This is a genomic window from Streptomyces sp. AC555_RSS877 (assembly GCF_019049245.1).
Taxonomy (GTDB): domain Bacteria; phylum Actinomycetota; class Actinomycetes; order Streptomycetales; family Streptomycetaceae; genus Streptomyces.
The window spans coordinates 21174-33795 of record NZ_JAGMUK010000071.1 but is presented as its reverse complement, the minus strand read 5'-3'; the positions used below and the strand labels follow the sequence as shown (position 1 = coordinate 33795).

Genomic DNA, 12622 nt, shown 5'->3' with positions numbered 1-12622 from the left:
CCGACCATGTGTGGCGTGTCATGATCGCCGATGAACGGATGTCCAAGCACCGGCTGCCTCAAGTGACTTGACAAGACACAGAGGCACCCCGAGATGCGGAGGAAGTTGACAGCGGGTCAGATGGGACTCATGAGAGGACCTGTGACCATGGCTGCACCCCGGAAATACTCGCTCGAGTTGCGTGAGCGTGCGGTGCGGATGTACCGCACCACCGAGCCGAAGCCGCAGATCAAGAAGCTGGCCGTCGACCTCGGCGTGCACCCCGAGGCCCTGCGCGGCTGGATCCGCCAGGCCGAGGCGGACGCCGGCGAACGCGACGACCGTCTCACCACCGACGAACGCGCCGAGCTCGCGGCCCTGCGCAAGGAGAACGCCCAGCTCAAGCGGGCCAATGACGTCCTGCGGACGGCCTCGGCTTTTTTCGCGGCGCAACTCGACCCGACCCGGCCCAGGTGACGGCGCTCGTTGACGAGCATCCCCGCCTGGGAGTCGAGTGCGTCCTGCGGGAACTGCACATCCCCTCCTCCACCTACTACCGCTGGCGCCGCGCGGAGAAGGAACCGTGCGAACGGCGACGCCGCGACGTCGAACTGGCCGAGCGGATCAAGGAGATCCACGCGGAGTCCGGCGGCAATTACGGATCGCCGCGCGTGCACGCCGTCCTCAGACGCGAGGGCACACGCGTGGGCCGCAAGCGGGTCGAGCGCCTGATGCGCGAGGCCGACATCGCGGGGATCAGCCCGCGGCGGAAGGGCTTCACGCGCCGCGATCCCAAGGCCAGCCTGGCCCCGGACCTGGTCAACCGGGACTTCACCGCACCGGCGCCGAACCGGTTGTGGGTCACCGACCTCACGATGGTCTCCACCGGCGAGGGACCGTTGTGGCTCTCCGCGATCCGGGACGCATTCTCCCGGCGGGTGGTCGCGTGGGAGACCTCCGCCCGCGCGGACGCCGACCTGGTCCTGACCACGCTGGAGTACGCGCTCGCGTCCCGCGAGGTCGAGCCGGGCAAGCTCATCCACCACGCCGACCACGGCTGTCAGTACACGTCCATCCAGCTCACAACCCGGCTGATGCGGGCGGGAGTTGAGGCGTCCATGGGCTCCGTCGGGGACTCGTACGACAACGCCCTCGCGGAGAACCTCTGGATGCTCATCGAAACCGAGGGCCTCCGTGGCCGCACCTTCACCACGAGGGCCGAGGCGAATCTCGCGCTCTTCGAGTACATCGACGGCTTCTATAACTCCCGCCGCATCCAGGAACGGCTCGGCTTCCTCAGCCCGATCGAGTTCGAGGAGAAGTACTACGCCGAGCAGGCGACGGCCGAACCAACGAATCTGAACACCCGTCAACCCCTGCTGACCAGCTGATCAGCGGCTCCCGCATGACGGGGGAACCTCAGAGCAGGCCGACAGCGCGTGGACCGAAACCGTCAAGGTCCTTCACGACCGCTACGACAATCGATAGTGCCGGAGTCGGGCGGCTGATCAGTCGGGTGATGCGCACGGTGACGTACAGGTCTCCGGGCGCTCCGCATCGGCGGGAGGCTACAACCTACGAAGCCCGCTGAGCACCCTTTCGAGCGGAGCCCTGTCGGGTTGACCATCCTGGTTTTCGCTTCCTGCCGGTGCGTGAATGGCAACGAGTCCTGCTTCCGCCAGATCAGCCACCAGGATGCGTGCGATGCCCAAAGGCATGGAGAGCAGCGCCGAGATTTCCGCCACCGCCTTGATGTCACGGCACAGGTGGCAGATCCGCTGATGCTCCGGCAGCAGTCCCCGCATCTGCTGGGGATCTGCGGTAGTCGATACGAGTGCCTCGATGGCTAGTTGGTATCGCGGCCTGGTGCGCCCCCCCCGGTCATGGCATAGGGGCGAACGAGCGCACCGGTGCCGGCGGCGCCGTCCTCGAGTGCCGTTGCTGCGCGGGGACGGGCATACGAGTCGACGCGCGCCGACTCGCTGGCTCGCGCTCCCGGGGTGTTTCTGACGCGAACATGGCAGTCAGGATGGTTTCCTCTGCCCGAAGGCGCAGAACACCTGGGGGGAACTCAGTGCTCCGTATCCACTTCACCGATGCCGATCTGGTCAGGACCCGTATTGCGGCCGCGCCGGACCCCTTGTGGGAGATCTGTGTGAGCCTGCACCGCTTCCAGTCCCGCCAAGGGCGTTGGGCCTGCGCGGAGTGGCATCGCGCCGCCCGCGCCCGGCCCGAACCCGCCGCCCAGGCGGCCCCGTTGACAAGACTAACGAGCGCGGCGCGGGCGAGCCGTCGGGTGATGGGCATGGGCAAGCCGACATGCAGCTACGCTGCCGCCAGGATGTCGACGACGTAGACGAGGGTGGACCGGGCCGGGATGCCCTTTCGGGCCTGAGCGCCGTAGCCGAGCCTGGGTGGGACGACAAGCAGCACCCTGCTGCCCACCTTTGCGCCGACCAGTGCCTTGTCCCAGCCCTCGATGACGTTACCGACGCCGATGATGAGCGTGGTGGGGTGGCGTTGCGCCCAGGAGGATTCGAAGAGCGTGGCCCGGTCTTTTCCGCGGTTGCCCTCCCAGACCGCGCCGGAATACTGGAGCACCACTGTCCGACCTGTCTTCACCTTCGGGCCGGGTCCGCTGACGAGCGTTCTGGAAACCAGACGGCCGGGCGCCGCGGTGTCAGGGACCGCGATCACGGCGGCCGAGCGGCCCACCTGAGCCTCGGGCAGTTCCTCGGGGACTGTGCGCTGCTCCCCGGAGACGATGGCGTCGGCGGCCAGGACCTTCACGACATCGACGACGAAGACGACGGTCTCGGTGGCCGAAACACCCAGACGGGCATTGCCGGACGTGCCGTAGGCGGCAGTTGGTGGAGCCACCACCAGCAGGCGGCTGCCGGCCTGCTGTCCCTGAACAGCGCGGTCCAGCGCCGGTATCACCGCCCCCTTACCCACCGGGAACACCTTGGGGGCATCGCCTTTGTCGTAGGTGCCGGGCAGGGCCTTTTTGCTCTTCCAGCTCTTCGCCGAGTAGTCGATGATGACGATGTCCCCGTTCTGAGCCTTGCGGCCACGCCCTTCCGCGAGGGCTGAGACGACGAACTTCCCGCTCGGTTTGGCCTTGGGAATGGTGATGGCGGCCTCCTGCCCGACAACTCCGGTGACCGCAGGCAGTACCGCATCCGAATGCACGGCCGCCGGTATCGGTGGGCGGGATGCCGACACTGTGGGGGCGGGCAGGGGACGGTGGTCACCGTCCGGGGGAGCCGGGGGATTTTCTCTACTGCAGCCGGTCAGCAGTACCGCACTCATCAGCAACAGGGCTGTCACACGTCGCGCCATCAAGAATTCCAATACCGTTCAAGAGTTGGGTTGTTAATTACAGCTGCGAGTTCGGCAGATGCCCGGCTTTACTTGTAGGCGTCCTGGGTTTTCCGTGAGCAGTGCGCCTCACGGGTGAGTAAGAGGTGTGGAGACGCGAGGGCCCATGCTTTGACATGTCAATCAATGCGCTGGTGCAGTCATACCTTTCCTTCAATTCTTCTTCCTGTTCCGCCAAGCGTCTGATGTCAGCACCAAGTGAGCCATCGCCAAGAACCATGCGCCAAGAAACCATTCGGCGGCGCCTTCCAGTGCGTGCGCATTTTGATGCGCCACGTCCTCCCAGAAATGAGACTGAACGAAGCGGACGAGACCGATAGCGGCCATAACTATCGACGCCCGAATCCGGATAGAAATTTTCTTCATCGTTTCACTTTCTCAACTGTGTGGAGTTAAGTCTGCTGCGTTGACGCCAGGTCCCCCGTGGGGGCGCATATGTTCTGCGTCCCCACGGGTTTACAGATCTAGCGGATCTCAGTGGAATGGCGGCACTTGGCGCCTCTAGCAGCTCACGTGCGATGGATACATGTACGAATACCACCAGTACAGGTATCCGCTCGCAGCCTTCACCCGGAGGCATTGGCCATGCTTAGCGGCGTAGTCAGCCATGCCGTACACCCAATATCCATACAACCAGAGGAGTCCTGCCGCGACTATGACGGCTTTGTTTGTCGTCATGGCGGCCACAATGCCCCCCACGATTGACACTCGTTCCCACCATCTATCGATGTGGGCTGCGATTTGCCTGGTCCAGTAGCGGTTGAAATACACGTACACGGACCCGCCTACGTGAAGTCCCTGCCAGTCCCAGAATCTCCAGGCGTGGATCTTGACCCTGCCCCAGGAGTAGTACCAGGTCTTCCACCAGCTCCATCTTCCGTCGAGGTCCAGCCTGTTGATGGGGTCACCGAATGCGTAGTCGTAGGCATTGGCGTTTCCACCGAGCATTGGGTCTGTCGAGAGGAATCTTCCGCTGGTCGGGTCGTAGAGTCTGACGCCCATGAGTATCGCGCCAGTGGCCGTTTCGCCGGAGCGCTGCGGTCCTCCGAGCCAGCCGTAGCGAACGGGCACACTGCCGGGCACCGGGTTCCCGAATTCATCCTGCCGCAGCACGACCGGGTTCTTTGTGGTGTCGAGCGGCAGTTGTACTCCCAGATCCCCGTGGAGCGTGGTCAGCTGGAGCACCACACCCCCGGTTGCGCTGGTGACGGCTTCCAGGCTGCCCGTCAGTCCGCGGACGGATCGGGAGATCGTTCCACTCGAGTCCTCGGTGATCCAGTCCGGGCTGTCTCCGTCCGATCCGTAGTGGTTGGTTTTGCGGCCGGTCTGACTCCAGGTTTGGTCCGCGCCCTGGGTCTCCGTGGTCCATGACGCCAGGCGGCCGGCGGCGTCCAGGTCCCAGGTCTGGCGGTTGGTGCCCACCGCCTGCCGACGGACCAGGTCATTGACGTAGTAGCCGATGGCAGCTCCGCTGGCCTGACCGGTGGTGCGGCCGAAGGCGTCGTAGGTGGTGCCGGACGCGATGAGCCGGTCAGCGCTGTCGTAGGTGCTGGTGGTTGTCGTGGCTCCGGTGCCGGCGCACGCCGTTCCGGGCGCGCTGGTCGAACTGGCCAGCGAGGTGCGGTTGCTGTTGTTGTCGAAGCCGTAGGTGCGTCGGGTGCAACTGCCGTCTGCGGATGTGTCGTCGGTGCCCGTGAGGCGTCCGACCTTGTCGTAGGTGTACGCCTGCGCTGTGGTGTCGCCAGCGGTTCCGGTGTGGTTCACGAGGCGGCCGTGAGTGGAGTAGTCGCCCGTGTCGGCGAGCACGACCGTGCCATCGCTGTCACGGCTGTACACCGCCGAGGTCATCTGGCCGACGTTGTCGGTGCTGGTGGTGAGGGTGTAACCGCCGGGTAGCTGCTCGGTGAGGAGTTCGCCCTCGGCGCCGTAGGTTGCCGCGAACGTGCCTGCGACCGAGTCGGTCAGGGACGTGGGAAGGCCACGGGGGTCCAGGTTCGCGTCGTAAGTGATCGTTTGGGTGGATGGTGCGGAGTCGGTCAGCTTGACCGGGCGGTCCAGGAGGTCGTACGCGGTGGTGGTGGTGTTACCCGCCCCGTCGTTGTAGCTGATCTGACGCCCGAGCTTGTCGTATCCGGTGGTGATGGTCTGCCCGTTGGCCGTCTGGGTGGCGATCCGGCCGTTGTTCGAGTCGTAGGTGGTGGTGATGTCCGGCATGGCCGTGCCCACGCCGCCGGTGACGCTGGTGCTGGAGATCCGGCCGAGGGTGTCCGTGATGATCGTGGTGGTGCGGGTGACGCCGTTGGCCGTGTCGGAGATCTTGCTGGGCTGTCCCCACCAGCCGTATTCGACGGTCTTCGTAGGCAGTTGTGTGGGGTTGGAGCCGCCGCCGGTGATTGCCCCGGCCGGTCCGGTGGAGCAGACCAGGTCAGCCCATTCCGGGCGGCCGTTGCAGGCGCCGGTGCCGGTGGCCGACCAGTAGGTGGTCACGGTGGCCCCGGCGTCAGTGCCCGTCGACTTGGGCAGCGTGGTCTTGGTGGTCCGGCCTTGGGTGTCGTAGGCGGTGGTCTTGGTCAGGTTTTTGCCACCGGCATCCTCGATGGTGCTGATCGCCGAGCCCTTGGCCCAGTCGTAGGTGGTTTTGGTGACTTCTGCATCGCCGTCGGCCGGGTAGCCGTCGACGTGCGCGCCGGTGGTAACGGTGGTGGGTAGGCCGCTGACCTTGGCGCTGCCGTCGGTGGGACGGCCCTCGTCGTAGGCGGTCACCGTGTGCTTCGTGACCGCCGCCTCGGTACCCGCCGGCAGATCGGTCCCGCCGGCGCCGGCCTTGAGAGTGCCGGTGAGGATTGCCAGATGCAGCGGGCCGAAGGACTCGACTTCCCGCTGGCCGTCGCTGCTGAACACGTGGACGGTGGACAGGGCTACAGCGCGCACCGCGGTCGAGCTTCCGCTGAGGCCCAGCCGGGTGAGCGTCTCCAGACCGCTCCCGCCGGTGGCGAGGGCGAGCTCCCGGTTGCCCGCAGAAAGTTCCCGCAAAGCGTTGCCGAGGTGGTCGTACTCAGTGGCGGCGATGTGCCCGCCGGGCGCGGCGGTGTTGACCTGCCGGCCTGAGGCGTCCGCGTAGCTGATCTCGGCCTGCCGGTATGCGCTGGCCGTCAGAGTCCGCCCGTCGTGGGAAGCCGGGATGGCATCGGCTGGGAAGACCGCCGTGGCGTCGGTCGGCACGTCCTCCTGCCCCCAGGCCGCGACGTTCGCGGGAGCCATGGCGTAAGGCGCGGCTGTGCCGGAAAGCGGCACGTCGTAGACCACGTTGATCGCCGCAGTGCCCTCGGTGATATCGGCGGTCCCCTGCTTCAAGCCGGGCCGGGACGCCGCGAGGAGCATGCCGTCACCGGCGGTGGCGGCATTGCCGGCCCTGCCGTAGCTGAGGGTCCACGGCAACTCACCGGGCTGCGTGAACTTGGTGACCCGGTTGGCGGAGTCGTAGCTGTACTCGGTGAACGTCGCCGGGCTGATCTGTCGGCTCCAGGTGCCGCGCAGGTGTCCGGTGCCGTCGTACTGATACCACTGCACGGTCTTGGCCGTAGCCGCGGCGGCGCCCGGCTCGGTGGACCACTGCTTTATCTCCTTCGCAGTTCCGGCGTACTCGCCGAAGGCAGTGCCGGTGGCCGTAGTGGTGCTGGAGTACACGATCTCCAGCAGTCGGCAGCCCTTCGCCGACGGGGTCGCCGCACATGTGGCGTTGGACACCGCGGTGGTCGGCGCGATCAGGTACTTCGGGCGAGCCAGGGTCTGGCTGCCCCCTGTGACCTTCTCCGAGACCACGGTGATGGTGGAGTTGGCTGTGGCCAGGTAGAAAGTGGTGGCCTGCCAGGCAGTGGCGGCCGGATCGACCTTGGCGAACGTGGTGGTGGCGCCGCTCGCCGCCTGCAGGGTGAAGATCGAGATCTTCGTCAGATCGTTGGTCGTAACGCCTGCGCTGTCCTTGCTGGTCAGCGTCAGGTCCTCCAAGCCCGGCTCCGGCTGCCAGCCACCGGCGCTGGTGGCGGTGAAGCCCACTGCCGTACCGTCGGCGTCGAGGACCTCAACCGAGGTGGCCGAGGTCTTGCGGACCGTACTCCAGTCCGAGCCGGTGCGCTCTGCCGTGACCCCGGAGATCCAGCCGGGGCCGAAGATGGCGGCTTGGCCCTCCATGTCCTCGCCGGTGGTGGCGCCACGCGAGGAGGCAGTGCGGTCGATGCTGACGCCGAAGGCGGCGGCATCGTTCTGGATCAGGGTGAAGTCACCGGTCAGCATGTTGACATCGCCAGGCCCGACCTCCTGGGTGGGCGCGTCACCGGCGTTGCGGTCGACTGTCACGGTGTTGGGCGTGGAGTAGCCGGTCGTGGTGCCGTCGGTGAAGGCGGCACGGATGTCGATCGGGCCGTCCTCTGCCAGCGTGGTGGTGATGTTCCAGGTCAGCGCCGGCGGGGCGCCATTCGGTGCTGCAAGTGGCCAGGAGGCGACCGCAGTGCCGTCGGCGTTCTTGGTGACGTCCGCCAGCGGTACCGTGTGCCAGCTGTCGGTCTCACCGCGCCGGTATTGGTAGGTCACGCCGGTGTAGGTGGGCTTTCCGGTGGCGGCAAGGGCGACGCGGCGGGCCGGGCGGTCGCCGTCGCCCGGAGCGAGGAGGGCCGCGCCGTCGGCGCCGACGCCGAACTTGTACTCGGTCGAGGTGGTGGACAGGTTGCCGCCGGAGTCGATTGTCTTGGCATACAGACTGTGCCAGCCGTCGCCCGGTTTGACGGTGATGGTCAGCGGGTCGCCGCCGTTGCCGTCAACGGTGTCGTCGATCCGGTTGGGCGTGCTGGAATTGTCAAGGCCCCAGTAGTAGCCCTGCCCGTCTCCGCTTGCGGTGTCCAGAGTGCAGCTGGCGCCATTGTCGTCCTTGGCCGTCCACGTGTCTTTCGTGTAGGGCGTGCAGGTGACGCTGGGGGCCGTCGGCTTGCCGGTATTCAGTGCGAAGGCGCTGTAACCGGTCCACGAGCCGTAGTCGGTGTTGTCGTAGCCGCGCACCCGGTAGCGCAGGTGCGATGCGGCCGGGAAGGCGTTGGCCGAGGGGATCGTCAGCAAGGCGGTCGAGCCGGAGGCAACGCCCGTGCTGGTGGCCGTGTAGGTGTAGGTGGTGTCGTTATAGGCCGGGTCCGGGGTGATCTCGAACTGCGCCTTGACCGTTGCGCCATCGGCGTCGGATACCTTGGCCGACAGTTGCGGGGTGAGCGAGGTGACGTACCTCTTGCCGTTGTAGGCGTTCACCACGCTCGGGGAGACCGCCGTATTGGCCGGGGTGACCGGGTAGGAGTTGTAGGTGACGGTCAGATGCGGCTCGACGGAGTCGTCGCCGCTGATGTAGTTCGCAGAGCGGAAGCGCCGCCAGGTGTAGGGGTCGGTCTCGTCCGCGCCGCGCACCTGCAGACCGTAGTTGGCCGACCCGTCGGCCCAGGCCTGCACGATGCCGTCGACGTCGAAGTTCATGGTCCCGGCCGGGCACGATGAGCTGTACCCCAGGGCAGCCGTGTTGGTCACCGCGCCGGTGGCCGTCGTGGACGGCTGGGCGCCCCAGGTGATGGCCGAGGACGACCAGTCAGAGGTGATGCGCCGTACCTGGGTACCGGCCCCGGTGGTGGAACAGGTTGAAGAGTAGTACGAGTACAGCGACAGGTTGGTGTCAACAATGTGCTTGCCGGCGAAGGCCGACACGCCGAACTTCAGGTACGAGCGGGCCTTGTTGGTGCCGTTGTCGTAAGTACCGGATTTCAGCTCCGGAGAAGAAACCTGGGAGTCGGGGTAGTCGGGAGTCTGCACCCAGGTGTCGGTGGTCACCGCCAAGGTGGAGGTCGGGTCCACCGTCACCGGATAGGTCAGATCCTGGCGGAAGAAGTCCGCATCCGCAGTGAGCACCAGAGTCTGCGATCCATCCGACGCCGTCTCCACCGTGGTGGCAACCTGCGCCAAGTGCTCCGGCTCACCGGAGACAGGATCCTTGGAGGAGTCCCACATCATGGGAGCGGGCGCCTCGGCCACCAGCTTCCCGTCCGTATCCTTCAGCAGCAGATGCCCCGAATCGGCCTGGGAGAGCTTCAACCCATCCAGATCCAGTGGGATCCGGTAGGACACCGCCCCATCCGGTGCGCTGGCCAGGACGACGTTCTGCGAGATGCCCTGTGGCAGCGCGGTGACCGTCAACGTCTGCCCGCCGCCCAGGCCATAGGAGGCAGTGTCGCCCTTCACTGTCGGAGTCGGCAGGGTGTTCTCCCAGCCCAGACCGAGCGTCGTATCCCCCTTGGTCACCGATGCCAGCCGCTTGTCACCGCCATCGGAAACCGCGATGTCAGCCGCTGCTGCCTTCGGCTCCAGGACGGCGCCGGTGTCGGACAGAGCTGTATCGATGGCCTGCCACACACCGTCTTGCTTCACGCGGATCGGTCCGGCATAAGCAGCCGTCTGCAGCGCACCGGAGGGCAACGCCCAAGTGGTCGAATCCGCAGTTCGTCCTGACAGCACCTCGATCTTGCGGTCCTGCAACCGTGCCATCAGCAGAGCCGACGCCTGGTCAGACGCCTCGGCGGCTCCCAGGTTCGCAATGGACGCCGCAGTTGGCGTACCGGACGACAAGGCCATCGCCTGCCCGGTGGTGGCAACTGTCACCGCCGTCTCGGCGGCCAGCACCATGGCCAAAGCCAGGGCGGTCCGGCGCAAGTGACGTCCTGTCAGAACGGGTCTTCGACCGCGACGTCCCTGCCATGAGACCCGGCTGAGCAAGTATCTGCCCATTTTGTACTCCATATCTCCCGATCAGGATGATCAAGCGATCCCGAACGTATACGGAGAGAAAAGATCAAATAAGTGCTAAATGATCTCCAACCGGTACTCCCGACTCGGCGGGCGATCATGTGATGTGCAACACATTTCACTGTTTGGGGAACCAAGCTGCATGCAACTACGTACCGCGACCACGTACAAGGAGTACCTGCGGCAGAGTGGAACGACGCCGCCGACGGCATCAAACCGTGCTCGCGACCTCTCGCCGGACAAGCCTGGTCGAGGTGAAGTCCGTGCGGCCCACCTGGCACCTGCATCTGGCCAGCGAGCAGCGGGTTGACGAGGTGAACCGCACGCTCGGCCGCGCCTATGAGCAGATCGACAAGTGCTCAACTGACAGGCTAACGACTACAACTGACACGCAGTCACCCAATCAGCCAGCGCCCACTTCGGCGCCCGGCCAGCTTTCATCCGCGCACGCTGGACCTGCAACTGCCCGAGCCTGCGCTCCAGCAGATAGTGCGCAGTACGCCGACGGGCATCGGCCGCCGCCTTCTCCGCGTCCTGGTGACCGCGCGGACGGCGGCGCAGCACCGTGTCGTACACCGCCTCAGCCTCGGCTTCGGCTTCCTCGCTCCGCAACAGCCGGCTGTGCGCACTCGCCCGGCGCTCATCACGAATCCGCTCAGCCACCTCCCGGGCGGTGAACGCCGCCAGGCCCTGATCAGCCTGACGTCGGCACACGTCCGCGACCAGCGCACGGGTGTCGGCCTCACAGCGCTCCGACACCGCAGCGATCTGCGCCGGGTCATCCGAGTCCGCCCGCACAGTGACCGCCAAGTCGACCGCCTCCTGCACCAGAGCGTCCGTACGCCGCCGGTAAGTGCATTCTGGGCACAATCCCGCCGCACCCGGCAAACCGCACTCCACGCACGCAGCCGACAACCGCTCCAGCTCGGCAGCCTCTTCGGCTGCCCGGCGCCGGGCAGCCGCCGCCCGCCGCATCTCCACCTCGGCCGCCGTCCGGGCGTGCCGTGCACCCGCCTGATCTGCCTCACGCTGGGTGTGCTCCCGCAGCCGCTCCTCGACCGACCAGGGCCTTGCGGACGGTGCCGTCGGCGTGCTCGGCGACCTGGTCCAGCAGGACGATGCCCGCGGCGTTGTCGTGGGTGTTCGCGGCGAGGACGACGACTGCGATGACCAGGCCGAGGACGTCCACGGCCAGGCCGCGCTTGCGGCCGGGCACCCGCTTGGCCGGATCATGGCCGGTCGTGGAGGCGGGGACCCCGGCGGCGGCATGGACACTCTGGGTGTCCAGGACCACCAGGGTCGGGTCCTCTAATCGGCGGGCGCGTTCACGGACCTGGCAGCGCAGGAGTTCATGGATGACCTGGTCGGTGCCGTCGTCCCGCCAGGCGGCGAAGTAGTAGTACGTCGCGCTCTTGGGCGGCAGATCGTGCGGGAGATAGGCCCACTGGCAGCCGGTCCGCCCCTGGTAGAGGATCGCGTTCACGATCTCCCGCATCGCATAGGCGCCCTGATGACCGCTGACCGAGCGGTGCCGGTCCTTCCACGCGGTGATCACCGGCTCGATCAACGACCACTGCTCGTCCGATAAGTCACTCGGATACGGCTTGCGTTCACTCACCCGATCACATCACCAGATCAACAACCGCGGACCGGCAGATTCCGCCCCGCCGCCACACCATCAGGCGACACCAGATCAACTCAAAGACGAACCGCCCACTTATAGCCAGCGAACACAGTCTCGGATCAGATCACCCCGACACCCTCACCATCCGAAACAACCTCGCCAACGCGCTCTTCCACCTTGGCCGCTACCAAGAGTCGGCGTCCCTGCACCGATTGGTCTGGGCCGATCGAAGGAGGCTCCTCGGGCCCCGCCACCCCGACACTCGTGAGTCCGTCCGAAACTTCACCGCCGCAACTGCCGGCGCGCGGTTGCAGGCTCGGCAAAGCCGCCGCAGGCGGTTATAGGAAGCACTCGACCACGGGACCATGCCAGCTGCACCCGGCCGCAGCTGAAAAGGTGCTGAGAGCACTCCGCGCGGCCGGTATGGGTCTCTCCGCAGGGAACCCCTTCTTGGGCGGCCCCTCGTTTCCGCATGCCGCGGCCAGTGCCTGCGCTCGTTCAGGCGCGTTGTCCGAGGGGGATCAGCCGGTCAGCACGCTCGGGCGCTCGGGCGTGCGTCCTTCGGCGACGGCCGCGACCAGGTCGGCAAGGCCAACGGGATAGACCGTCTCCTGGGTGACCGCCAGTTCGGCTCGAGTCCACCAGCGGTGCTCGCGGATGTTGTCGGGCTGCGTGGCGCGGGCCGGGGCGACTTCGGCCACGGCAACTCGGGCAAGGAAGTACTTCTCCACCTGCCGGACTTCACGTCCGCCTTTCCAGCGCCCGGAGGCTCCGCGCCGGCTCGACCAAGGGCAATTGATCTCCACTCAA

8 protein-coding genes and 2 pseudogenes are annotated in these 12622 nt (G+C 66.5%); 3 read left to right on the top strand and 7 right to left on the bottom strand.

Features of this window, described 5'->3' with window-relative positions:
• The first annotated feature begins 147 nt into the window (after window positions 1-147).
• Entirely contained in the window at window positions 148-456 is a 309-nt protein-coding gene (locus KUM49_RS30085; RefSeq protein ID WP_041668893.1) for a transposase, read from the top strand.
• Entirely contained in the window at window positions 453-1370 is a 918-nt protein-coding gene (locus KUM49_RS30080) for an IS3 family transposase (protein WP_217240116.1), read from the top strand. Before KUM49_RS30085 ends, KUM49_RS30080 begins: the two co-directional genes overlap by 4 nt.
• 177 nt (window positions 1371-1547) lie before the next feature.
• Here KUM49_RS30080 and KUM49_RS30075 read toward each other — a convergent pair.
• The 6 genes and pseudogenes from KUM49_RS30075 to KUM49_RS30050 all read right to left on the bottom strand — a co-directional run.
• A pseudogene (locus KUM49_RS30075) lies at window positions 1548-1945 on the bottom strand (DUF742 domain-containing protein); the annotation flags it as partial.
• Between the two features lie 359 nt (window positions 1946-2304).
• The gene (locus tag KUM49_RS30070) at window positions 2305-3204 is read right to left on the bottom strand and encodes an FKBP-type peptidyl-prolyl cis-trans isomerase (protein ID WP_217240115.1); all 900 of its coding nucleotides are present in this window, start codon (window positions 3202-3204) and stop codon (window positions 2305-2307) included.
• Between the two features lie 309 nt (window positions 3205-3513).
• Window positions 3514-3726, bottom strand: coding sequence for a hypothetical protein (locus KUM49_RS30065; RefSeq protein ID WP_217240114.1), 213 nt, complete (start codon window positions 3724-3726; stop codon window positions 3514-3516).
• A gap of 135 nt (window positions 3727-3861) precedes the next feature.
• Window positions 3862-10068, bottom strand: coding sequence for a DNRLRE domain-containing protein (locus KUM49_RS30060; protein ID WP_254402007.1), 6207 nt, complete (start codon window positions 10066-10068; stop codon window positions 3862-3864).
• A 498-nt stretch (window positions 10069-10566) separates the two neighbouring features.
• Window positions 10567-11016, bottom strand: a complete 450-nt coding sequence (locus KUM49_RS30055; RefSeq protein ID WP_217240112.1) for a hypothetical protein — start codon at window positions 11014-11016, stop codon at window positions 10567-10569.
• Between the two features lie 223 nt (window positions 11017-11239).
• A pseudogene (locus tag KUM49_RS30050) lies at window positions 11240-11806 on the bottom strand (IS5 family transposase); the annotation flags it as partial.
• Between KUM49_RS30050 and KUM49_RS50325 the strand changes: the two are divergent.
• Window positions 11773-12156: a tetratricopeptide repeat protein gene (locus tag KUM49_RS50325; RefSeq protein ID WP_217240120.1), complete on the top strand. Its 384-nt coding sequence runs from the start codon at window positions 11773-11775 to the stop codon at window positions 12154-12156. The pseudogene KUM49_RS30050 and the gene KUM49_RS50325 sit on opposite strands and share 34 nt — an antisense overlap.
• Window positions 12157-12333: 177 nt before the next feature.
• On the opposite strand, the gene KUM49_RS30040 is transcribed toward KUM49_RS50325, so the two are convergent.
• On the bottom strand, window positions 12334-12543 hold the full coding sequence (locus KUM49_RS30040) for a hypothetical protein (RefSeq protein ID WP_217240111.1): 210 nt from the start codon (window positions 12541-12543) through the stop codon (window positions 12334-12336).
• Between the last annotated feature and the right edge of the window lie 79 nt (window positions 12544-12622).